Source organism: Pseudonocardia sp. Ae717_Ps2, assembly GCF_001932475.1.
In the GTDB taxonomy this organism is placed as follows: domain Bacteria; phylum Actinomycetota; class Actinomycetes; order Mycobacteriales; family Pseudonocardiaceae; genus Pseudonocardia.
On sequence record NZ_MCIS01000001.1, the window covers coordinates 774,361 to 797,905 of the forward strand.

At 74.0% G+C, this 23,545-nt stretch carries 19 protein-coding genes; 14 read left to right on the forward strand and 5 right to left on the reverse strand.

Features of this window, described 5'->3' with window-relative positions; all coding sequences use genetic code 11:
* Positions 1-113: 113 nt before the first annotated feature.
* Positions 114-623, reverse strand: coding sequence for a hypothetical protein (locus tag Ae717Ps2_RS03855; protein WP_075333035.1), 510 nt, complete (start codon positions 621-623; stop codon positions 114-116).
* 254 nt (positions 624-877) lie between these two features.
* Positions 878-1,453 carry a CGNR zinc finger domain-containing protein gene (locus Ae717Ps2_RS03860; protein ID WP_233147433.1) on the reverse strand — a complete coding sequence of 192 codons (576 nt, stop codon included), beginning with the start codon at positions 1,451-1,453 and terminating at the stop codon, positions 878-880.
* Positions 1,454-1,554: 101 nt separating this feature from the next.
* Here Ae717Ps2_RS03860 and Ae717Ps2_RS03865 point away from each other — a divergent pair, with 101 nt between their 5' ends.
* Positions 1,555-2,664, forward strand: coding sequence for an epoxide hydrolase family protein (locus tag Ae717Ps2_RS03865; protein ID WP_075333037.1), 1,110 nt, complete (start codon positions 1,555-1,557; stop codon positions 2,662-2,664).
* Positions 2,665-2,738: 74 nt separating this feature from the next.
* Here Ae717Ps2_RS03865 and Ae717Ps2_RS03870 read toward each other — a convergent pair whose 3' ends face one another.
* A complete protein-coding gene (locus Ae717Ps2_RS03870) occupies positions 2,739-3,662 on the reverse strand; it encodes a helix-turn-helix domain-containing protein (protein WP_158071454.1) in 924 nt (307 codons plus the stop codon).
* Positions 3,663-3,774: 112 nt separating this feature from the next.
* Here Ae717Ps2_RS03870 and Ae717Ps2_RS03875 point away from each other — a divergent pair, with 112 nt between their 5' ends.
* From Ae717Ps2_RS03875 to Ae717Ps2_RS03915, 9 genes are all read left to right on the forward strand, one after another.
* Complete coding sequence (locus Ae717Ps2_RS03875) at positions 3,775-4,287, forward strand: group 1 truncated hemoglobin (protein ID WP_075333038.1); 513 nt, start codon at positions 3,775-3,777, stop codon at positions 4,285-4,287.
* Between the two features lie 20 nt (positions 4,288-4,307).
* On the forward strand, positions 4,308-4,574 hold the full coding sequence (locus tag Ae717Ps2_RS03880) for a ferredoxin (protein WP_233147434.1): 267 nt from the start codon (positions 4,308-4,310) through the stop codon (positions 4,572-4,574).
* Positions 4,575-4,859: 285 nt separating this feature from the next.
* Positions 4,860-6,308: an acyltransferase domain-containing protein gene (locus Ae717Ps2_RS03885; RefSeq protein WP_075333039.1), complete on the forward strand. Its 1,449-nt coding sequence runs from the start codon at positions 4,860-4,862 to the stop codon at positions 6,306-6,308.
* A complete protein-coding gene (locus tag Ae717Ps2_RS03890) occupies positions 6,305-12,070 on the forward strand; it encodes an SDR family oxidoreductase (protein ID WP_075333040.1) in 5,766 nt (1,921 codons plus the stop codon). Before Ae717Ps2_RS03885 ends, Ae717Ps2_RS03890 begins: the two co-directional genes overlap by 4 nt.
* A gap of 10 nt (positions 12,071-12,080) precedes the next feature.
* Positions 12,081-13,073, forward strand: coding sequence for a 3-oxoacyl-[acyl-carrier-protein] synthase III C-terminal domain-containing protein (locus Ae717Ps2_RS03895; RefSeq protein ID WP_075333041.1), 993 nt, complete (start codon positions 12,081-12,083; stop codon positions 13,071-13,073).
* Positions 13,070-14,281 (forward strand): cytochrome P450, encoded by a 1,212-nt coding sequence (locus Ae717Ps2_RS03900; RefSeq protein ID WP_075333042.1) that lies wholly within the window; start codon positions 13,070-13,072, stop codon positions 14,279-14,281. Before Ae717Ps2_RS03895 ends, Ae717Ps2_RS03900 begins: the two co-directional genes overlap by 4 nt.
* Positions 14,282-14,309: 28 nt before the next feature.
* A complete protein-coding gene (locus tag Ae717Ps2_RS03905; protein ID WP_075333043.1) occupies positions 14,310-15,665 on the forward strand; it encodes a cytochrome P450 in 1,356 nt (451 codons plus the stop codon).
* On the forward strand, positions 15,662-16,447 hold the full coding sequence (locus tag Ae717Ps2_RS03910; RefSeq protein WP_075312292.1) for a class I SAM-dependent methyltransferase: 786 nt from the start codon (positions 15,662-15,664) through the stop codon (positions 16,445-16,447). The genes Ae717Ps2_RS03905 and Ae717Ps2_RS03910 overlap by 4 nt, the downstream gene beginning before the upstream one ends.
* Positions 16,448-16,475: 28 nt before the next feature.
* Entirely contained in the window at positions 16,476-17,543 is a 1,068-nt protein-coding gene (locus Ae717Ps2_RS03915; protein ID WP_075308022.1) for an aromatic ring-hydroxylating dioxygenase subunit alpha, read from the forward strand.
* 153 nt (positions 17,544-17,696) lie between these two features.
* Here the strand turns inward: Ae717Ps2_RS03915 and Ae717Ps2_RS03920 are convergent, their stop codons facing one another.
* Positions 17,697-18,521, reverse strand: coding sequence for a helix-turn-helix domain-containing protein (locus tag Ae717Ps2_RS03920; RefSeq protein WP_075333044.1), 825 nt, complete (start codon positions 18,519-18,521; stop codon positions 17,697-17,699).
* A gap of 102 nt (positions 18,522-18,623) precedes the next feature.
* On the opposite strand from Ae717Ps2_RS03920, the gene Ae717Ps2_RS03925 reads away from it, so the two are divergent.
* From Ae717Ps2_RS03925 to Ae717Ps2_RS37220, 4 genes are all read left to right on the forward strand, one after another.
* Complete coding sequence (locus tag Ae717Ps2_RS03925; RefSeq protein ID WP_075334158.1) at positions 18,624-19,343, forward strand: SDR family oxidoreductase; 720 nt, start codon at positions 18,624-18,626, stop codon at positions 19,341-19,343.
* Between the two features lie 316 nt (positions 19,344-19,659).
* Positions 19,660-21,186, forward strand: coding sequence for a Re/Si-specific NAD(P)(+) transhydrogenase subunit alpha (locus tag Ae717Ps2_RS03930; protein ID WP_083702540.1), 1,527 nt, complete (start codon positions 19,660-19,662; stop codon positions 21,184-21,186).
* A gap of 3 nt (positions 21,187-21,189) precedes the next feature.
* A complete protein-coding gene (pntB, locus tag Ae717Ps2_RS03935) occupies positions 21,190-22,599 on the forward strand; it encodes a Re/Si-specific NAD(P)(+) transhydrogenase subunit beta (protein WP_075329747.1) in 1,410 nt (469 codons plus the stop codon).
* Positions 22,600-22,693: 94 nt separating this feature from the next.
* On the forward strand, positions 22,694-22,843 hold the full coding sequence (locus tag Ae717Ps2_RS37220) for a hypothetical protein (RefSeq protein WP_158071455.1): 150 nt from the start codon (positions 22,694-22,696) through the stop codon (positions 22,841-22,843).
* Positions 22,844-22,980: 137 nt separating this feature from the next.
* On the opposite strand, the gene Ae717Ps2_RS03940 is transcribed toward Ae717Ps2_RS37220, so the two are convergent.
* Positions 22,981-23,427, reverse strand: coding sequence for an ATP-binding protein (locus tag Ae717Ps2_RS03940; RefSeq protein WP_075308018.1), 447 nt, complete (start codon positions 23,425-23,427; stop codon positions 22,981-22,983).
* Positions 23,428-23,545 lie beyond the last annotated feature (118 nt).

The following is a 23,545-nucleotide window of genomic DNA, read 5'->3' on the forward strand; positions in this document are numbered from 1 at the left end:
GAGCACGCGTCCTCGGCTGCCCACACGGGCGGGCCGCACGGTGGCTGACGAGCTCCGGGACGTCCTTCGAGCGCTCAGTGACAACGACTCCGGCCGCCCGCTCGCGGTCGGCGCTACCCCACCAGACGGGCCACCGTCGCCGCCCCGGCGATGACGGCCGGTAGCCCGAACATGGCCGCCAGACCCCCGGGGCTCAGCTGTTCACGGACGTGGAACATGTAGTCCCCCCACCCCTCGGCCTGCTCGGTCCCGCGGATCACGATCCAGGACGGCCGCCACCAGCAGATGACGAGCCAATCGACGATCACCAGGTCGATCAGGCAGAACGCCAAGAACGTCGCGAACGCCATCCCGTAGGCCTGCAGGAAGCCCTCCGCCCGCACACCGTCGATCCAGGTCCAGGTCGTGACGAACACGGATCCGAGCAGCGTGACCAGGAAGATCGTCGAGAGGGCGATCCCGCGTCGGCGCTCCGCGGGGGTGAACTCGGGCAACAACGCCTTCACGTCGTCCGGGACGTCCCCGGCGAGCGCCGCGAACCCCCACCTGGCGGTGACGAACAGCGCTGCCGTGGGGATCAGCAGCAGCGGCAGTCCGACTCCGACGACATGGTTCCACCACATGACGACTCCTCACTCGGTCGACTCGGTACGACTCCTCTCCGTCAGTCCGGGACCGATGAGCATGCCGGACGCGAGCGGTCGGACGGGTGTTCCGTGCGACACGGCCGGCCCCGCGCCGTGGCTGCCGACGGCGCAGTGCACCGTGCCCTCCCGGGGCACGGCCCGGGCTCTGCCGGGACATCGCCCGGCAGTGGGTCGACCTGCGCGCCCAGTCCGGTACGGAGCACGTGTCTCGGTGGCCACCCGGCAGCGGGTCAGCCGGTGACCACTCCGCCCGAGTCGCCGACGGGACCACCGACCGCCGGTCGTCGGCGGCTCCGGTAGGCGGCGACGCTGGCGCGGTGGGCGCAGGTCCGTGTGCAGTACTGCTTCGAGCCGTTGCGGGAGAGGTCCGCGAACGTGGCCCGGCACGACGCCCCGGCGCAGACCCCCAAGCGGTCCGGACCGAGCGTGGTGATCACGGCCGCGAGCGCCCCGAGGGTGACGGCGGCCAGGTGGGCCGCAGGGCGGTCGGCGTCGGCGACGACGTCGGCCCACCATCCTTCCTCGTCCCGGCGGATCGTGGGGACGACGCGGTGGTGACGTAGTCCGGCGTTGACGATCTCCGCTGCGCGGTCGGCGTCGGAGCCGGCCGTCTCGAGCACGGTGCGCACCGTCGCTCGCACCGCCCGGACCTCCGTGAGGTCGGCGTCGCTGAGCGGAGGCGACGCATCGCGCTCACCGGCCGGCAGATGGTCGACGAGGAAGGTCCGCAGCTGCGGCAGGGTCTCGAGATCGTCCTCGCCACGGACCGGCCGCCAGGTGTTGGCCAGGTCCACCGCCGTGGCCACCCTGGCCGGGGTGTAACAGGCATTCCGCATTCGACGTATCTCCCGGCGCCTTCTATCGTGACACTCGTAGCAGCTTTAGCGTGTCACAGGAAGGGGGCGACGTGGCTGTCGAACGGTTCGAGGTCACCGTCACCGACGCCGAGATCGCCGATCTGCGTGACCGGCTGCGTCGGACGCGCTGGCCCGAGCGCGAGCCGGTGGCGGACCGGTCGCAGGGCCTGCCGCTCGCCGAGGCGCAGGAGCTGTGCCGCAGCTGGGCCGAGGACTACGACTTCGGGTTCGCCGAGCGGGTGAACGCCTTCCCGCAGTTCCGCACGACGATCGACGGCCTCGGCATCCACTTCCTGCACGTCCGTTCGCCCGAGCCGACCGCGTTCCCGCTGGTCCTCACGCACGGATGGCCGGGATCGGTGCTCGAGTTCCTCGATGTGCTGGGCCCGCTGACCGACCCGCGCGCGCACGGCGGGGACCCGGCCGACGCGTTCCACGTCGTCGCGCCGTCGCTGCCCGGCTACGGATGGAGCGACAAACCCGCGACGACCGGCTGGGGTGTCGAGCGCACGGCCCGTGCCTGGGACGCGGTGATGGTCTCGCTGGGCTATCCGCGCTACGGAGCCCAGGGTGGTGACTGGGGTTCGGCGGTGTCCGGCGCGTTGGGCGAGGTGGCTCCCGACCGGGTCGCCGGCGTCCACGTCAACCTCGGCTCGGTCGCGCTGGGCGGGTTCGACGACCCGACGCCGGCGGAGCGCGCCGCCGCGGAGGCCGAGCAGGAGTTCGCCCGCTCCGGTCGGGGCTACTCGGCGCTGCAGTCGACCCGCCCGCAGACGATCGGCTACGCCCTCACCGACTCTCCCGCAGGTCAGGCCGCCTGGATCGCCGAGAAGTACCTGGCCTGGACCGACGGGACGAGCGCGGTGTCACGACGGGCGCTTCTCGACGAGATCTCGGTCTACTGGTTCACCGCCTCGGCCACCTCGTCGGCGCGCCTGTACTGGGAGAGCTTCGCCCGGTTCCGCGACCCGGTGCACGCGCCGTCCGGACTGTCGGTCTACCCGCACGACATCACCCGCCCCTCGCGACGGGAGGCCGAGCGGCGGTTCACCGACCTGCGCTGGTTCGCCGAGCTCCCGCACGGCGGCCACTTCGCGGCGCTGGAACAGCCGGCGTCGTTCGTCGAGCAGGTGCGCGGCTTCTTCCGTCTCGTTCGGTGAGCGGTGCTGCGCGGCATGGCCTCCCGGCCTCGGGCGGCAGTCGGGGTGCCGGCGCGGGCCGGTCGTCCCGGTGGTCACCGGTTCCTGAACTCGCGCGGTGAGACGCCGAACCGCCGATGGAACACCCGGCTGAAGTGCGCCGGATCGGGCAGTCCGCACCGACGCCCGATCGTGGCGACGGACTCGCGGCGACTCCCCGGGGAGGTGAGCGCCCGCACCGCCGCCTGCAATCGCTCCTCCCGGATGAGCGCGGCGACCGTGTGCTCCTCACCGGCGAAGACCCGGTGCAGGTGGCTCACGGAGATGCCGCACGCCGCGGCGATCGTCGCGGGGGACAGGTCCGGGTCCCGGAAGTGACGCCGGACCAGGGCACGGACGAGGGCGACGGGGACCCGGGAGGGCTCGCCGGCCGGGGCGGTGGGGACCAGGCGGGAGACCGCGGCCAGCAGCGGCTCCTGCAGGGCCAGGGCGTCCTCCGGGTCGGCCCAGGTCCGGTCGGGCAGGACGAGGGAGTCCACGAGGTGGCGCACCGCCCCGGCCAGACCGTCGCGGGCGGACCCGGGCCGGACCGTGCAGGTGGTGTCCACTCCGTCGGGCAGCCCCAGGAGGCCCTTGGGCATGAGCAGGATCGTGTAGTCGAGGGAGCCCCGGGTGCGGAACTCGAAGGGCCGGGCACTGTCGTAGAGCAGGAAGTCCCCGGGCGTGAGCGTCGCCGTCCGCCCGTCCTGCTCGACGACCGTCGTGCCGCGGTTGACGAAGAGGAGGTTGAGCTCCTCGGGGTCGCCACCCCGCCGGATGTCGCTGTCCCGGCGCCGGAACGTGTGCTCGGTCCCGGCGATGCGTCGGACCCTGGTGTCGCCGATCTCGCGGAACCGGATCCGCCCCTGCACCTGCTGGCTCGCCGGGACGACCAGGAGCGGCACGAAGCGGTCGCACACGCACTCGTGCCAGTACTCCAGTCGCTCGCGGGCGGGAACGACCCTGGTGTCGACCTCCACACCGACCAGTGGACCACCGGGCGCGCCGGTGGGGGTTGCAGCGGCGTGACATGTCTTGTCAATGCGTCGCCTCACGTTGACGCATCGAGAGTCGAGGTCGGAGGGTCGCGCCATGACCGACGCAGCAGACCCCACCACCACGACCCCCACCACCGACGACCGGCCGCTCTACGACCGCCTGGGCGGCTTGCCGGTCGTCACCTTCCTGGCCAAGACGCTCGTGCAGCGGGCCATGCTCAACCCCACCATCGGCCACATCTGGAACCACAAGACCCAGTCCGAGGTGCAGGAGGAGATCACCAGCTTCGTCGAGTTCCTCGGGGAGCACTGGGGCGGCCCGCACACCTACACCGGCCGCGACATGGCCACCGCGCACCGCGGGATGGGCGTCACGGAGGAGTACTGGACCGCGCTCTTCGACGAGATCGTCACGCCCGCCTACGCCGAGTTCGGCCTCCCCGAGCGCGAGGCGAAGGAGATCGACGAGTTCCTCCGCTCGTTCAAGGACGTCGTCGTCGGCAGCCCCACGTTCAAGGACGTCCTCGTCGCGAACCCCGAGATGGACGTGTTGGCCGGCATGGAGAGCGTGGGCGTGCACTGGCCTGCTTCCCGCGCCGCGGGCTGACGAGGCACCGGGAGCACCGCATGGGTGAGCACCGCATGGGTGAGCACCACAGGGGTGAGAACGGACGCGACGGCGACCCGACGGCGTGGCGGATCGACGTGTCACGGGGCTGCATCTCCGCGGGCCTGTGCCTGGCGATCGCGCCGGACCACTTCGAGTTCGTGGGGGTCCGGGCCCGGCCCACCGGCGAACCGCTCGACGAGGAGGGCGCCGCGGCGGTCCTCGACGCCGCGGACCGGTGCCCGGCCGCCGCCATCACGGTGGTCACCGGGTCGTCCCCGGCCTGAGCCGTCCGGCGCGCAGAGACCGACCTCCGCGGGCCGGCACCATGCCCGCGACCACCCGGTCCGCACCGGCGACCCGGCCGCGCAGTGGGAGGGGCGGGCGTGCCCGGGGACGCCCGCCCGCCCCTCCGTGCGCCGGCGGCCGCCCCTGCCACCACGTCGGACGGGGCGGCGCCCGGCTGCTTCTTCTTGTGATCACCAAGGATTCTTGTGGTCACTAAGGAAAGTCCGGGCGGTCGTCCTCGACGATCGGAGGTGTTCGGCCTGTCCAACCGAGAGGGACGACGCGTGAACACCAACCCTGTCCTCGTCATGCCCGGAACGGTGCCCGCGCCGCGCGGCGGGATCCTGCACGATCTGCACGCCCGGCACGACGGCGTACGCGAGGTACTCGCCCGGATCGACGCCGCCGCCCGCGGCCTGGACCTCCCCGCGGTGTCGCCACGGCTCGTCGAGGGCGGCGAGGTGGCTCCCGGGCGGGGCCCCGACCTGCAGTACGTGGAGATCTTCGCGGTCAGCATCGCCACCCACCGCGCGCTGGTCGGGACGGGTGTCGAGCCGGGGGCCCTCGTCGGCCAGAGCGTGGGGGAGCTGTGGGCGCTCGCCGCGGCCGGGTACATCTCGGTCGAGGACACGGTCCGGCTCGCGGTGGCCCGGTCCCGCGCCCTCACCCGGCAGGACTGGCAGGGCACGATGCTCGCCGTCGGGGTGGACGGCCGCCGGGCCGAGCACCTCGCCGGCCTCTTCGGACACCCCGATCTGGTGCTGGCCTGTGAGAACGCGCCGCACCAGAGTGTGCTGAGCGGGCCGACCGCGCTCACCGCCGACATCGAACGGGTGGCCGCGGCGGCGGGCTGGCCCACGAACCGGCTCGACGTGCCCCACCCCACGCACTCGCCCGCACTGGCCCGGTCGGCCAGGGAGCTCCGCGCCGGTGCGCCCCGTGTGCCCTACGGCGGTGGCCGGGTGCGGGTGTGCTCGCCGTGGCTGGGCCGTGACGTCGCCGACGACGACCCCGTGGAGCTCATGGCCGGTGCCCTCACCGCCCGCGTGCGCATCCTGGACACGATCCGCGAGCTGCACGCTTCCGGCGCGGACGTGTTCGTCGAGTGCGGCGAGCGTGCGGTCGTCGCGAAGATGATCCAGGCGAGCGTTCCGGGCGTGCGGTGCACCGTGCCGTTGGCCGAGCGCGACGCCCCCGCCGTCCTGGCCGGGCTCACGACCGGCACCCCGTCACGGAACGGCGCGCACCCGGGTGCCCCGGTCGTCGTGCGCCCCGAGCCGACCGTCGCCGTACCCACCCCCGCGACGGACCCGCCGGCCGCGGTCCGGCCACCGTCGCCGGCCGCGGTGGCCACACCGGCGGCGCGTCCCGAGCCGGTCGAACCCGCCCCGGCCCCCTCCGCCCCGGCCCCCTCCGCCCCGGCCCCCTCCGCCCCGGCCCTCTCCGGCAGAGCCCCCTCCGCCGGGGCCCGCGACTACGACGCCGTCCTGGCGCAGTTGCGTGACCTCTACGGCGGCTACCTCGGCTACCCGCCGGACCTCCTCGGCGAGGACGACAGCCTGGAGGCCGACCTCGGCGTCGAGTCCCTCAAGCAGGTCGCACTGCTGGGTCAGGTCGCGGACCTGTTCAACCTGCCCGACCTGCGCTCGAACGCCTCGTTGCTGGGCTTCGGCTCACTGCGGCGCATCGCGGACGCCGTCGTGGCCGGCGGAGCGGTCGGCGAGGCTGCATGAACGGGCACGAGGGCTCCCCGGACGACCTGACGGGGCGGATCGCGCTGGTCACCGGCGCGGCACGCAGTCTGGGTGCCGACATCGTGCGGAGCCTGGCCCGCCGGGGTGCGCACGTGATCGTCAACTACTTCCACTCGGTCGAGGCGGCCCGGGAGCTGGAGGCGGAGCTGCGTGCCGCAGGCCGCTCCTGCGAGTTCATCCGCGCCTCGGTGGCCAAGACCGCCGAGGTGGACCGGATGTTCGACCTCGTCCGGGAGCGGCACGGTGGCCTCGACATCCTGGTGAACAACGCCGCGGCCGGCGCCTTCCTCCCGCTGCTCGACGTCGACGACGTCTACTGGGAACGGGCCTGGCGCACCAACGTCATGGGGCCCTACCACTGCGCGCGGCGGGCGGCCGAGCTGATGGACGGCCGTCCGGGCGCGGCGGTGCTGTGCCTGTCCGCCGTGGGGTCCCACCTGCCGGTGCCCGGCTACGGGCCCGGGGGCGTGACGAAGGCGGCCGCCGAGTCGCTGGTCCGCTACCTGGCGCTGGAGCTGGCCCCGCGGGGGATCCGGGTGAACACGGTCCTGCTGGGCTCGGTGGCGAGCGACATCGTGAGATCACTCGCCGACCCGGACACGATCGGTGACCGCTCCGACGACGAGCGGCTGCTCCGGCGCACGATCTCGACGCCGGACGCGGCCGACCTGATCTGCCACTTCCTGCACCCGCACGCCGGGTTCGTCACCGGGCAGACCCTCGTCGCCGACGGCGGCATCGGCCTCACCGGGATGCAGACGCTCTCGTTGCACAGCAACCTCGCCGCGCACGCCGCTCCCGTCCGGGGGACGTCGCCCGCACCCGCCGGACCGCCGAGCGGGGACCCCGAGCCGGCGGGGACCGTGGCCGGGTCCCCCTCCGAGGAGACCCGCACCGACACCGACACCGTCGCTGCCGACGACGACGCCGTCGCCGTCGTCGGGATCGGGGTGGCACTGCCCGGCGCGAACGACCGTCGCGAGCTGTGGGACCGGCTGCGCGAGGCCACGCTGCAGGCGAGCGAACCGACCGGCTTCGCGCTCGAGCACTTCCACGCCTCCGACCCCACGGTGCCCGACCGCTTCCACGCCCGCCGGGCCGGCTATCTCACCGGCTTCGTCCCGGATCCGCGCTCGCTCAGCGAGCCACACGGACTGCGCGACCACCCCGGGGTGGCACCGACCGCGCGCTGGTTGCGGCACTGCGCCGTCCAGGCACTCGACGGGGTGCGCCGCGGAGCGGGTGACCGGTGGCTCGCCGTCACCACGGGAGCGCACGACCACATCGGGCTCGGCGGCCAGGCCCCGGTGCTGGGGGCGCAGTACGCGAGCATGCTCCGCGGGGCCACGGCAGCCGACCCGGACGGTGACTGGCTCGGTGAGATGGCCGAGCACGCGGTGCTCGCCCACTACTCCGGCAGCGGTGCCGACCCGCTCATGCACCAGCCCGCGTCCGTCTCACGGATGGCACTCGGCGGGCTCGTGCCCGACGACGCCCGCCACCTCACGCTCGATGCAGCCTGCGCCAGCGGCCTCTACGTGCTCGACGCCGCCGTGAAGGCACTGCGGGAGGGCTCCTGCGACGTGGCGCTCGCCGGCGGCACCTCGGTGGCCGAGCCGACCCTGCTGACCCTGTTCTGCAAGGCCCAGGGCATCACCCCCAGCGGCCGGGTGCGCCCGTTCGACCGGGACGCGGACGGGACGCTGCTCGCCGAGGGTGCGGTGGCGCTCGTGCTGAAGACCCACGCGAGGGCCGTGGCGGACGGCGACGAGATCCTGGGGCTGGTGCTCGGCACCGGCCTGGCCGCCGACGGCCGGGGCAAGGGCATCCACGCCCCGGCCGAACGCGGTCAGGAACTGGCGATCTCCCGCGCCTGGTCCGACGCCGGTGTCGGAGCGGACGACCTCGACTGGGTCGTGGCCCACGGCACCGGCACACCGACCGGTGACGAGGTCGAGGTCCGAGCCCTGCTGGCGCGGCTCGGGCAGGGCCCGCGCACCTGCCTGCTCAGCTCCAACAAGCAGGTCTTCGGCCACACCGGTGTGCTCGCGGGGCTCGTCTCGGTGGCGCACGCGCTCACCGCGATCGAGCACGGGGCGATCCCGGCCCAGACGGACCGGATCGTCCCGCACGCGCTGCTGGACGGGGAGGAACGGCTCGGGGTGCCCGTCACCGAGGTCGACTGGCGGCCCTCGGACCGGCCACGTGTCGTCGGCGTCTCGTCGTTCGGGCTCGGTGGCGCCGACGCGCACGCCGTGCTGGCCGACCGCGTCCCGACCCCGCGGCCCGCCAGGGCGATCCCGGAGGACCTCGTCGTCGTCGGCTGGAACACACACCTGCCCGGCTCCGACCGCGACGCGACCGCTGCCTGGCTGGCGGGTACCGGGCCCGGTCCCTCGGCGGGGTTCGGCGACCCGTTCCCCGTCCCGTCGCCGCGCGAGGTGCGGATCCCGCCGCGCACCACCGCGCACATGGACCCGAGCCACCTGATGATGCTGCAGGCGGTGGACCCGCTGCTGGCGCAGCTGGGCGACGCGGCCGCTGACCTGCGTCCCGACACCGCGCTGCTGATCGGGTCGGCGCTGCCCAGCAGGCACGCCACCCGGATGGCCGTGCGGGTGCACGCCGCCGAGTGCGCCGACGCGCTCGGGCTGCTGCCCGACCCCGGCATGGTCGCGACGCTGCGTGAGCGGCTCGCGGCCGCCGTCGACGCGTCCGCTCCCGACATCAGCGAGGACGACTTCACCGGTGCCGTCTCCTGCATCGCGGCCGGCCGGGTGACCAACTACGACGACCTGCAGGGATTCGGCGTCGCCGTCTACGACCACCGGGACTCCGGCACCGCCGCACTCGACCTCGCGATGCGTCAGCTCCGCCACGGGGCCTGCGAGCTGGCGCTGGTGGGGGCCGTGAGTGTGGCACCGGTCCGGGGCTGGGACGGACATCTCGGTCCGCTCGTACCGGACGGGGCGACGATCGCGGAGGGCGCCGCCGTCGTGGCACTGGCCCGGCGCTCGACCGCCGAGCACCACGGTCTGCCGATCCTGGGAACGGTCGCGACGGCCGGTCCGGCGGCGGTGCCGCCCGCGCCCCCGGCGCCCGATCGCACCTACCTCGCCGTCGACGCGCTGTTCGCGCTGCTGCACGGTGTCGTCACCGGCCGCGGGACGATCGTCGGCGCGAGCGACCCGGCCACACCGGGCCTGCGCTTCACCGGTGTACGGCCCGCCGACGCACCGGAACCCGACATCGGTACCCGGGGCACGGTGGACCTCGTCGACATGGCCGTCCCGACCGGGGCGACCCCGCCGCACCCGGTCCCGCCGGGCACCGTCGTCGTCACCGACTCCACGGACGTCGTGGCCGCGCTGGAGGGCTGCGTCGACGTCGCCGTGTGGACGACCGACGCCGTCGCCGCGGAGGACGCGGCCGGCGCGCTCGCGGAGCTCCCGTTCGTCCCGGCCCACGTGCGGGTACTGACGCGGTTCACCGACCGCGGTGACGCCCCCACCGACGCCCTGCGCGCCGAGACGCTGCAGGACCTGCTCCTGACCACGACCCAGGCCCTGCTCCCGGCCCTGCGCAACGGCGGAACCGTCGGCGCCGCGCTGCTCGACGCCCTGCCCGGCGACCGTCCGCACCCGCTCGCCGGTCTGTTCACCGGGTTCGTCCGCTCGGTCCGGGCCGAGATCACCCAGTGCGGGGGAGCCGCGCTGCTCACCGCGTCGCCCGACGCGCTGACCGCGCTGCACCAGCTGGTCCGCGCGAGCGGCGACGCCGGTCCGCTGCACACGGTCGCGGCCCGCGGGGACGGGAGCTGGGCCCGGATGGACATTTGCCCGGACGGCGTGCCCGCCGGCCCGGGCGCGACCCCGCTGGCCCCGGGCTCGGTCGTCGTCGCGTTCGGCGGCGCACGCGGGATCACGCCGGAGCTGCTGCACGCGCTCGCCGTCCGCGTCGAGCGGCCGCACGTCTACCTGATCGGCCGCACCCCGGTCCCGGACGGCCCGCCCACCGAGCCGGCACCCCAGGCGGAGTTCATCGCCGAGCAGCGACGCCTGCATCCCGAGCTGAGCCTGCGCGAGCTCAAGGCGCGGTACGACCGTCTCGACGCCGCCCGGGAGGTACGGGCGACACTGCGGCGGCTCACCGAGGTCTGCGGTCCCGACCGCGTGCACCACCGCGTCTGCGACGTGCTCGACGGCGAGGCCACCACCGCCGTCCTCGACGAGATCCACGACCGGCACGGCCGGGTCGACCTCGTGGTGAACGCCGTGCTCGACCTGCGTCCCCGCGCGCTGCACGCCAAGGCGCTCGCCGACTTCCGGGCCGTGCGGGCCACGAAGGCCACCGGCTACCGCAACCTGAAGCACGCCCTCGCCGGACGACCACCGACGATCCTCGCCACCTTCAGCACCCTCGCCACGGTCGCGCCGGCGCCCGGCGACGTCGACTACTGCGCGGTGAACTCCTACCTCGAGTACGCCACGGCCGCCGCCGACCGGGACCTGCCCACCGGGCACCGGGAGATCGCGATCCTCTGGAGCGGCTGGAAGGACGTCGGTGTGGCCAGCAGCGTCGCCATGGAGGAGACGCTGCGGCGCAACAACATGGACGCCTACATCACGCCGGCCCAGGGGTGCGCGCAGTTCCTCTCGTCGCTGGCCCACCCGCCGGCGAACGGGCTGACGTTCTTCTTGCGCGGGCCGGAACGGGCCATGCTCGCCCGCCGGGGCATCGGACCGGACGCCCCGCCGATGCCGCCCCCCGACGTCCCGGACCCCGCCGTACCGGGTCCGGAACCGGCCTCGCCGCTCCTCGACGGCATCACGATGGAGGGCCGGTCCTGGGTGGTCGCGACGAAGACGTGGGACCCCCGCACGCTCGACGAGCGGGACGGGCGGTGGATGCGCCACCACCGGGTCAACGGCGCCGTCGTGCTCCCGGGCACGTTCGCGCTCGAGGCCGCCGCGGCCGCCGCGACCCGGCTGCGACCGGACATGGTCGTCACCGGTTTCCGTGACCTCGCCTGCCACGCCTCGGTGACGGTGCGGCCCGACGGTCCTCCCCGCACCGTCACGGTCTCCGCGCGGGTGACCACCGAGGATCCCGCCGGGGCCCGGGTCTCGGTCCGGGTCACGACGAACCGGGTCAGCGCGACCGGGAAGGTGCTCCGGTTCGGCGACCTCTGCTACGAGGCGGACGTCCTGCTCGCCCCGGTCCGCCCCCACCTCGGCCCGGCGCCGGACCTGCGGGGGCACACCCCCGTCCCGGGGTTCCGGATGCCGATCTACGACGGACATCCCGTACTGGCGCTGAGCGGGCCGTTCGCCGGGACCTCGGCCCACGCCCACGGGCCGGGCGGGACGAGTGCACTGTTCTCGTTCGACCACGCGGGGTTCTCGGCCGAGCTCGGCGGGACGACGGTGCCCTCGATCCTGATCGACGCGCTCGCCCACCTGCTGCTCGTGCCGCGGGACGGGGCCGAGGGCGAACCACCGGTGCCGGGCCCCCTCGCCGGTATCGCCGAGGTCGATCTGGGGTGTGCCGGCAACGACTGCGACCTCGCCGCTCGCCACCCGGTCGTCCGGCTCGGCCACGACACCGCGTCCGGAGTGCTCACCGCGGCCGCCGACGGCCGGGTGCTGGTCCGGGTCCGCGGCGTCACCGCCTTCTCGAGCGGCGAACCGGGGCGCCTGGTCCGTCCGGGCGCCGACGACCACCGGCCCGTCCCCGCCTGAGGAGGCACTCGTGCTCTGGTCCGACGTGAACATCGCGGGCAGCGGGTCGTGGATTCCGCCCATCCGGCCGCGGGCAGGTGCCCGGCCGGACACCCCCTCGGCGGCCGACGCCAACGGGTTCGGCTCCGCCGCCGTGGCCGCGGGCGACACGGCCGTCGGGATGGCGGCACGCGCGGCGCTGAAGGCCCTGCGGCACGCCGGTGCCGTCGGCTCCGACCTGAGCCTGCTCGTGCACGCGAGCTTCCAGGACGTCGACCACTACACCCCCTCGCCCTACCTGCTGCGCGCCCTGGGCACCACGGTGGCGACGGGGATGGAGATCGGCGCCGCGAGTGACGGCGGTGCGGCCGCGCTGGTCACGGCGGCCGAGCACCTCACCGCACGTCCGGACGCACGGGCGGCGATGGTCACCGCGGGGTCCCGCTTCCCCGCCGAACGCTGGGACTTCGTCCACGAGATCGGCTACCTCGCCGGTGACGCGGGCGGGGCCGCGGTGCTCACCCGCGCGCCGGGCCGGGCCCGGCTGGTGGCGACCGCACACGCCGCGGTGCCCCGTCTGGAGGAGATGAGCAGGGCCGCGGCCGGCGTGGCGGGCGGGGCGACGGGCCGGCGCATGGCGGTCGAGGAGACGGGGCTCGCCCCGCACGTCACCTCCCTGCAGGAGGCCACGCGCTCCTGCGTCGAGCAGGTGCTGGACGAGGCCGGTCTCGCACCGGCGGACGTCGCGCACATCGCCGTCGTCGCGATCGGGTCGGCGGTGCTGGACGTCCTGCTGTCGGGGCCACCGTTGCACGCCCGTGCGGCCGACACGAGCTGGACGTTCGGACGCCACGTCGCCCATGCCGGACCGTGCGACCTGCTGCTGGCCGTCGACCGGCTGCTCCGCGGCGGAACGGTCGTGCCCGGCGACCGCGTGCTCGTGGTGAGCTTCGGGCTCGGGTTCCGCTGGACCGCCGCGGTCCTGGAGATCACCGCGCCCGTCCCCGGACGGACCGCGGCATGACCGCCCCGATCCCCGAGTTCCCCCTGCCGCGTGCGGCCGGCTGCCCGTTCGACCCGCCGCCGGAGCTGCTCGGACTGCATGCGCGCGGACCGGTCGGCCGGGTCCGCATCTGGGACGGCAGCACGCCGTGGTTCGTCACCGGACACGCGCTGCAGCGCGAGCTGCTCAGCGACCCGCGGGTCAGCGCCGACCCCACCCACGACGGCTATCCGCACGTCACGGCAGGGATCAAGGCACGCCACGCCGACGCGCGCTCCTTCATCACCATGGACGATCCGGAGCACCGGCGGCTGCGCCGGATGCTGACCAGCCTGTTCGCCGTACGGCGGGTCGAGGCCCTCCGGCCCACGATCCGGCGGATCGTCGACGAGCGGATCGACGCGATCCTCGACGGACCGCGTCCCGTCGACCTCGTCACGGCCTTCGCACTGCCCGTGCCGACGATGGTGATCTGCGAGTTGCTCGGGGTGCCCTACGCCGACCACGAGTTCTTCCAGCGGTCGAGCCACGTGCTCATCCACCGGTACTCGACGGTGGAGCAGGTGCTCGCGGCGCAGCGCGGGCTGGTCGGGTACCTGGAGGACCTGATCGCGCGGCGGCTCACCGACCCGGCCGAGGACATCCTGTCGCGGATGGCCTCCCGGCACGTCGCCACTGGGGAGCTGACCTCGTCCGAGCTGGCGTCGATGCTCCTGCTGATCCTCGTCGCCGGTCACGAGACCACGGCCAACATGATCGCGCTGGGCACGCTCGCGCTGCTCGGCCACCCCGAGCAGCTCGCGGCGTTGCGCACCACCGAGGACCCCGCGCTGGTGGTGGGCGCGACCGAGGAGCTCCTGCGGTACCTGCCCATTGTGCACTCCGCGCGGCGCCGGGTGGCGCTGGCCGACATCGAGCTCCCCGACGGGACCACGGTCCGCGCCGGCGACGGCATCGTGCTGCCCAACGACGTCGGCAACCGCGACCCCGAGGCCTTCCCCGACGCCGAGCGGCTCGACATCCGCCGCGACGCCCGGCACCACGTCGCGTTCGGCTTCGGCCCGCACCAGTGCCTCGGTCAGCCGCTCGTGCGGGTCGAGCTGCAGGTCGTCTACGGCACGCTCTACCGCCGCATCCCCACCCTGCGCCTCGCCGTCGAGCCGTCCGAGGTGCGGTTCAAGCACGACGGCCTGATCTACGGCGTCCACGACCTGCCCGTCACGTGGTGACCGGACCCTCCGAGACAACGAGGTGACCATGCCCCGCCCCCCGTCGATCCCGCTCGCACCCGGCGCGCTGCCGGTGCTGGGCCACGCGGTGCCGCTGCTGCGGGACGCGCTCGCGTTCACCTCGTCGCTGCCCGCGCTCGGGCCGCTGGCGCGGATCCGTCTGGGCCCCTTCTCGGTCGTGATGGCCTGCGACCCGGACGTGACCCGCCAGGTCCTGCTCGACGACCGCACCTACGACAAGGAGGGCCCGGTGATCGAGCGGATCCGCGAGGTCGCCGGCAACGGCCTGTCGACCTGTCCGCACAGCAGCCACCGCCGGCAGCGGCGGTTGTGCCAGCCCTCGTTCCAGAACGACCGGTTCCCCGGCTACGCCGAGGTGTTCGCCGCGACGGCCGAGGCGAGCAGCAGCGCGTGGCACACCGGGCAGCACCTCGACGTCACCCGCGAGATGATGACTCTCACCGCCCGCGCGACCATGGAGACGATCTTCAGTGGTGAGCTGCCCGCGGATGTGGTCGACCGGAGCATCGACGACACGACGACGCTCGTGCGGGGTGTGTTCCGGCGGATGCTCACGCCGCCGCTGCTGAGCCGGCTGCCCATCCCGTTCAACCGCCGGTTCGACGAGGCCCGCGCGCGGCTCCTCGACGTCGTCGCGACGATCGTGGCGAACCGCCGCGCCGACCCCACCGATCACGGCGACCTCATGTCCTCGCTGCTGGGGGCGGTGGACGACGGCGCGACCCTCACCGATGCCGAGCTGGCCGACCAGGTGCTCACGTTCTTCATCGGCGGCACCGAGACCGCCGCGAACACGCTCGCGTGGGCGCTGCACCTGCTGGCCACCCACCCCGACGTGCAGGAGCAGGTCACGGCGGAGGCGCGGGCAGCGGACGGAGTCCGGCCGCCGCCGCTCGACGGTGTCACCGGCCGGGTCCTCACCGAGACCCTGCGGCTGTTCCCGCCCGCGTGGCTGTTCACCCGCACCCTGACCGCGGACACCGAGCTGGGCGGGGTCGAGCTGCCGCGCGGGACCGTGGTGGCCGTCAGCCCGTACCTGATCCAGCACCGCGGCGACCTCTACCGCGATCCCGATCGGTTCGATCCCGGCCGGTGGGTCGGCCGGGCTCCCGACCGCAGTGCCTACCTCCCCTTCGGCGCCGGGGCCCGCAAGTGCATCGGCGACCGCTTCGCACTGACCGAGATGGTCACCGCGCTGCACGCGGTCCTCCGGCGGTGGCGCGTCGAGCCGCTCTCCCCGGAGCCGTTCCGGCCCGCGGTGGAGGCCACCATCACCGCACGCGGCCTGACCCTGCGGGTCGTGGCACGGGACGCCGCACCGGCGGTCGGCGAGCCCTCGGCAGGGGCCGGGTGCCCGGCATGACGGCGGGCTACGGAGCGGGTCACCTCGACCACGACGAGCCGCTGGAGCTGCGCAGACTCCGGGCCCACGAGGAGTTCGCCGACGCAGGTTCCCGACGGGCCCTCGACGGACTGGACCCGATGCCCGGCTGGCGATGCCTGGAGCTGGGCGGGGGGACCGGGTCGGTGGGGCGCTGGCTGGCCCGGCGCTGTGCGCCGGGCGAGGTGGTGGTCACCGATCTCGACACCACCCTGCTCCCGACCGACGTCGCGAACCTGACGCCGTTGCGGCACGACGTCCTGCACGACGACTTCCCGGCCGCCTCGTTCGACCTCGTGCACGCCCGCGCCCTGCTGGAGCACCTGCCCGACCGGGCCGCCGCGCTGGCCAGGATGGTGGGGTGGACCGCGCCGGGCGGGTGGGTCTGCGTCGACGCCACGCTCCGCATCACCCCGCCCGGCGGCAGCCGCACCGCCTTCCACCGCTGCCTGGAGGGGCTCTCCCGGCTCGCGTCCGGCCGGATGGGCGCCGACATCGGGTGGGCCACCGGCCTGCCGCTGATGCTCGCCGAAGCCGGGCTGGTGGAGGTCGGCGTGCTCTGCACCCCCGGCGTCGTGGGGTCGACCGGCAACGCCACCAGCCTCGTGCGTGTCTCGCTGGCGCAGTTCGGCCCGCTGCTACGCGAGCACGATCTCGTCTCCGACGACGACATCTCCGACTGCCTCGCCCTGCTCGACGACCCCGGGCATGCCGACCTGCCGTTCCTGCTGATCTCCGCCTGGGGCCGGCGGCCCCGCCCGTGAGCACCCCCACCACCACGGAGGACCTGCGATGTCCGGTCTCACCCGCTACGTCCACGACGACTCCGGTCCCGCCCGCGCCGATGCGCTGACCGCGACCGCCACCGCGACCGCGCTGCCCTATCCCGACGGCTGGTTCTGCCTCGCCTTCTCCGACGAGCTCCCGCCCGGTGGCGTCCTCACCCGCACGCTGATGGGGGAGGAGGTGGTGCTCTTTCGCACCCGCGGGGGAGTGCTGCGGGCCGTGCGGCCCTACTGCCCGCACCTGGGAGCACATCTGGGGGCGGGCGGCGCGGTCGAGGGCGAGAACATCGTCTGCCCGTTCCACCGGTTCGCCTTCGACACGAGCGGGACCTGCGTGGCGACCGGCTACGGGCTGCAGCCGCCGAAGGCCGCGCTGACGCGGTACGACGTGTGCGAGGTGAACAGCTCCGTCTACGTGTGGCGGCATGCGCTGGGAGAGCCGCCGACCTGGGAGGTGCCCGCCCTGCACGGCCCGCGGCCCAGCGTCTTCCGGCACACCACGGTCGACCTCGCGGGCCATCCGCAGATGATCGTCGAGAACGCGTTCGACTTCGGGCACCTCACCCAGCTGCACGGCCTGAGCGGGCTCACCATCGACGCCGATCCGGTGATCGGGGAGCCCACCTGCACGATCCCGGTGACCGCGGGCGGGCGGGCGTTGGTCCCCAGCGCGTCCTACGAGCTGACCGTCGTCGGCCTCTCGACGTTGGCGGCCGTGGCGCGGCTCGGCCCGCTCGGTGACATGTACGTCCTGCTGCACGCGACCCCCACGGCGCCGGGCAGGCTCCACCTTCGCCTGGGCGCCACCGTGGCGCTGGAGAAGGTCCCGTTCGTGCCCGACGTCCTGGGCCGGCTGATCACCGACCCGCTCTCGCAGCTGTTCAGCCGCCTGGCGCACCACATCACCCTCCGGGACGCCGCTCCCGACTTCCCGGTGTGGAACCACCAGATCTACGTCGAGCACCCGAAGCTCGCCCCCGGTGACGGGCCCGTCGGCCGCTACCGGCGGTGGGCCCGGCAGTTCTACTCCGCTCCGGCCGGCGGGGACGTTCCGGTGGCCCCGCCCCGGACCTGACCCGGCCGACCGGCCCGGCGCCCGCCTGCAGTCGGGGCGGCTCGGCCTCGACGGGCCGGTCGGTGTCCCCTCCTGCGACGGGCGGGGTCGGCCGTCACGGGCGGAACAGCGGGCCCGCCGAGGCCGGGGGACGACGTCGAGCGGGGAGCCGCCTCAGCCCCGTGCCCGGTCCGTGGCGGCCAGCGAGCCGAGCAGCCGCAGGGCGTCGCCGGAGGCGCCCGGCTCACCGTGGTAGACGACGAGCTGCTGGCCTGGGGCCGAGCGGACGTCGAAGGTCTGCACGGTCAGGGTCAGCGGCCCCACCCGGGGATGCCGGAGGCGCTTGCGCTCCAGCGACTTGCCCCGCGCGTCGTGCGCCGCCCACAGCGCCTCGAACTCCGGGCCGCTCGAGAGCAGCCGGTGCAGGACCGCCCTGATCCGCGGGTCCTCCGGGGCGCGGCCGTGGTGGAGCCGGAACCCCGCGACGGTGTTCGCCGCGACGGCGTCCCGGTCGACGTAGAAGCGGCGGGCGGCCGGGTCGCAGAACACGATCTCCATCAGGTTCCGCGAGAACGACCAGCCGTCGAAGAGCGCATCGGCGATCTCGTTGGTCGCCAGGACGTCGAAGGCCCGGTTGTGGACCAGCGCCGGGTTGTCCGGCCACGCGTCCATCAGCTGCCGCAGCGCGGGGTCCACCCGGTCCGTCGCGACGGCCGTGGCCTTCCTGGGTGTGGCCCCCGCCAGGGCGAACAGGTGCGAGCGCTCGTCGGCGTCGAGCTGCAGGACCGTCGACAGCGACTCGAGGACCTCCGCCGACGGGCGGCGCTCGCGCCCCTGCTCCAGGCGGACGTAGTAGTCCACGCTCATCCCGGCGAGCATCGCGACCTCCTCCCGGCGCAGCCCCTGGACCCGGCGTAGCCCCGCCGAGGGCAGACCGACCGCGTCCGGGGTGATCCGGGCGCGCCGGGTGGCGAGGTACGCGCCGAGCTCCGAAGCCATGGCGCACACGGTAGGAGGTCCGCCGCGGCCGTGGGTGGGTGTGGCACACCCCCGGACGACCGGGGCCTGCCGGTGCGTGCGCGCACCGGCGACGGTGGGCCCATGACCACACAGAAGATCATCTTGGTGACGGGGGCCAGCAGCGGGATCGGGGAGGCGGTGGTGCGCCGGCTCGCGGGCGAGGGGCACGTCGTCGTGGCCGGGGCGCGCCGTACTGACCGGCTCGCCGCGCTGGCCGACAGCGCGGAGGGCGCTGTGGAGGCCGTGCGCGTCGACGTGACCGACCGCGACGACGTCCGGGCGTTCGTCGACTCCGCCCGGGAACGACACGGCCGGGTGGACGTCCTGGTGAACAACGCGGGCGTGATGCCGCTGTCCCGGCTCGACGCCCTGCTCGTCGACGAGTGGGACCGGATGGTCGACGTGAACCTGCGCGGTCTGCTGCACGGCATCGCCGCGGCCCTGCCGGTGTTCACCGAGCAGGGTGGCGGGCACTTCGTCACGACCGCGAGCATCGGCGCGCACCAGGTCGTCCCGACGGCGGCGGTGTACTCGGGCACGAAGTACGCGGCGTGGGCGATCACCGAGGGCCTCCGCCTGGAGAGCGACCCCTCGATCCGCGTGACCACCCTGACCCCCGGCGTGGTCACGTCCGAGCTCGCGGACTCGATCTCCGATCCGGACGCCGCGGGCGGGATGCGCACCTACCGCGCCCACGCGATCGACCCCGATGCCATCGCCCGCGCGGTGTCCTTCGCCCTCGCCCAGCCCGAGGACGTCGACGTCAACGAGATCGTGGTGCGGCCCGCCAGTCAGCGCTGACCGCTCGCCCCGGCGCGGGCCCGCGCCGGCCCGGTGCCGCCCGCGCCGTGGTCGCGCGCCGGCGGCGCCGGGACCGGGTCCGCGTTCCCCCCGCCCAGCACATCGGAGGGGCTGCGAGCTTCTTCCCGGCGCTACGCTGCCGCCCACGTCAGCCGTGCCTCGCCGGGGTACCGGTCCGGCCTGTGACGTAGTCGTGACTGCACGCGCCCGCTTCCGGCATTACCTTCCGAAAGACCCACGACCGGTGCGAGCGACGAGGCACGCGCAAGATCGAGGAGAGTGCATGAGCGACAGCCCTGAGCCGTCGGGACCGGTGATGCGGATCGGTGTGGCCGCGGAGTCCGAGCCCGAGACGCGCGTGGCGATGAGCCCCGAGACGGTCGCGAAGGTGGTCGGTCTCGGCTACGCCGTCACCGTCGAGTCCGGGGCCGGTGCCCGGGCCGGGTTCACCGACGAGGCCTACGCCGAAGCGGGCGCCGACGTCGCCGACGGCCCCGTCTGGGACACCGACGTCGTGGTGCGCATCAACGCCCCGCAGTCCGACGAGATCGGCAAGCTGCGCGAGGGCTCCGTGCTGATCGCGATGCTCGCGCCGCGCTTCGAGGAGGAACGCACGGCCGCGCTCGCCGCCCAGGGCGTCACCGCCCTGTCGATGGACGCGGTGCCCCGGATCTCGCGGGCCCAGTCGATGGACGTGCTGTCGTCGATGGCGAACATCGCGGGCTACCGGGCGGTGATCGAGGCGGCCCACGTGTTCGGCCGGTTCTTCACCGGTCAGGTCACCGCCGCGGGCAAGGTCCCGCCGGCGAAGGTGCTCGTGGCCGGGGCGGGCGTCGCCGGGCTCGCCGCCATCGCCGCCGCCAACAGCCTGGGCGCGGTGGTCCGGGCGACCGACCCGCGCTCCGAGGTCGCCGACCAGGTGCGGTCGCTCGGCGGGGAGTACCTGGCCGTCGAGGTGGAGCAGGAGGCGTCCACCGACGGCTACGCCAAGGCGACCTCGGCGGACTACGACAAGCGTGCGGCCGAGATCTACTCCGAGCAGGCCGCGGACTGCGACATCATCATCACCACCGCTCTCATCCCGGGGCGGCCCGCGCCGAAACTGATCACCGCCGCGGACGTGGCGTCGATGCGCCCGGGCAGCGTGGTCGTCGACATGGCGACCTCACAGGGCGGCAACGTGGAGGGGTCGGTGGCCGGCGAGGCCGTCGTCACCGACCACGGCGTGACGATCATCGGCTACACCGACCTCGCCGCCCGGTTGCCCGCGCAGGCGTCGCAGCTCTACGGCACGAACGTACTGAACCTGCTCAAGCTGATGACCCCGGAGAAGGACGGGCGGCTCGCGCTCGACCTGGACGACACGGTGGTCCGTGGCATCACGATCGCGCATGCGGGGGAGACGCTCTGGCCCCCGCCCGAGGTGAAGGTGAGTGCGGCGCCCGCGGCCCAGCCGGCCGCCGAGCCCGTGGCGACGGAGCCGGAGAAGCCACGGTCCCCCTACACGGGGCTCGCCGCCGGCGTCGTCGGCGCGGTGGCGCTGTTCGCGGTCACGGCACTGGCCCCGGCCGAGCTCGCAGGGCACCTCACGGTGTTCGTGCTGGCGATCGTCATCGGCTTCTACGTCATCGGCAACGTGCACCACGCGCTGCACACGCCGCTGATGTCGGTCACGAACGCGATCTCCGGGATCATCGTCGTCGGCGCGATCCTGCAGATCGGCACCGGCGGCGACGCCCTGGTCATCGGGCTCGCCGCGGTCGCGGTGCTGCTCGCCGCCATCAACATCGTCGGTGGCTTCGCGGTGACGCGCCGCATGCTGCAGATGTTCACGAGGAGCTGAGCCGTGCAGACGTGGACCACTGCGGCGTACCTGATCGCCGCCATCCTGTTCGTGATCAGCCTCGCCGGGCTGTCGAGGCACGAGACCGCCAAGTCCGGTGTGCTGTTCGGCATCACCGGCATGACCATCGCCCTGGTCGCCACCGCCGTCGTCGCGCTGGGGCAGGCGTCCGGGCTCGGCGTCGCGCTGCTGCTCGCGGCCGTCGTCGTCGGTGCGGCGATCGGGCTCTGGCGGGCACGCGTCGTCGAGATGACGGGCATGCCCGAGCTCATCGCGCTCATGCACAGCTTCGTCGGCCTCGCCGCGGTGCTGGTCGGCTGGAACGGCTTCCTGGAGGTCGAGGCCGGGCACCTGGTGCTGGAGGGGCCGCTGCTGGGCATCCACCACGCCGAGGTCGCGGTCGGGGTGTTCATCGGGGCGGTGACCTTCACCGGCTCGGTGATCGCCTACCTGAAGCTGTCGGCGAAGATCAAGTCGGCGCCGCTGATGCTGCCCGGCAAGAACGTCCTCAACCTCGGCGCGCTCGTCGCGTTCGCGGTGCTGACGGTGTTCTTCGTCATCACGCCGCAGATGTGGATCCTGGCCGTGCTCACGGTGCTGGCGCTGCTGCTCGGCCTGCACCTGGTCGCCTCGATCGGCGGCGGTGACATGCCGGTCGTGGTGTCGATGCTGAACTCCTACTCCGGATGGGCCGCCGCGGCGGCGGGCTTCCTGCTCGGCAACGACCTGCTGATCATCACCGGCGCGCTCGTCGGGTCCTCCGGTGCCTACCTGTCCTACATCATGTGCAAGGCGATGAACCGGTCGTTCATCTCGGTCATCGCCGGCGGCTTCGGGGCCACCTCCTCGGCGGCCGCGGCGGTGGAGGGCGAGCACCGCGAGATCGACGCCGACGGCGTCGCCGAGCTGCTCGCGAACGCCGAGAGCGTCGTGATCACCCCCGGCTACGGCATGGCGGTCGCCCAGGCCCAGTACCCGGTGGCGGAGCTGACCCGGTCACTGCGCGACGCCGGCGTGAACGTGCGCTTCGGTGTCCACCCGGTCGCGGGACGGCTCCCCGGCCACATGAACGTGCTGCTCGCCGAGGCCCAGGTGCCCTACGACATCGTCCTGGAGATGGACGAGATCAACGACGACCTCGCCGAGACCGACGTCGTGCTGGTGATCGGCGCCAACGACACGGTGAACCCGGCCGCCTCGGAGGACCCGGGCTCGCCGATCGCCGGGATGCCGGTGCTGCGGGTGTGGGACGCCAAGGACGTGATCGTCTTCAAGCGGTCGATGGCCACCGGCTACGCGGGCGTCCAGAACCCGCTCTTCTTCCGGGACAACACCCAGATGCTGTTCGGCGACGCCAAGGAGCGCGTGCAGGACATCCTGGCCTCGATCAAGAGCCTCGCGAGGACGGGCTGACCGTCGGGCGTCTTCACCCGGGCGGGGCGCAGGTGTTACCGAGCCGACTCCTGCGCTCCGCTTGCCCGGAACGTCCGGTGGGCACCCTGTGACCATGAGTGAGAGCAGCACGCAGCACGCGAACGAGACCTGGCCCCACCCCGAGAGCGAGCAGGCCCGACACGACGGGCGCTACACCCCGGTCGCCCGCGGGGGCCACCGCGGCCACCGGTCCGACGACCCGTCGACCGCCATGTGGGACTGACCCGACCCCACCGCCCGGTCCGCGACGGATCGGGCCCGATGAGAACCGGTCGCCGTCACCCGCCCTCGGGCGTGGGGTGCGGCGACCCTGTCGTTGCGGGGCCTGTCGTTGCGGGGCCCGTCGTAGGCCCGGGCGTCTCAGGACGCGGGGGTGCACAGCCCCGGGCAGCGGCCGATCCGGCCCCGGAACGTGACGGTGGTCCCGTCAGGACCCGGCTCCACCCGCACGTCCTCCGCGACCGCCTCGATCATCCCGATGCCCCGTCCACGGTGGCCGGGGTCGGTGGGCGGGTCGCGCCAGCACCCGCGGTCGCTGACCTCCATCCGCACCCGGTACCCCTCGGCCTCGCCGTGCAGCAGGACCGTCGCGGCGCCCTCCGAGCCCGTGTCCTCCGAGCCGGCGGCCCCGTAGGCGTGCTCGATGCAGTTGGACACGGCCTCGTTCACCGCGAGGACGAGGTCCTGCACGGTCGGGCACTGCTCGTCGGTCCCGCACAGCGACGCGAGCCACCTGCCGGTCTCCCGGCGGGAGCGACCTGCCGACGCGGGTTCGACGGGCAGCTCGACACGCAGAGTCGGGGGCATGGGGCAGCAGTACCCACCAGGTCGCCGTGCAACTCATCGGAGTGACCGCCGATCGAAAATGTCGACCAGGTCACGCGAAGTTCGACGTGCGGGCCCGCGGCCCGCGGCCTACCGTCGA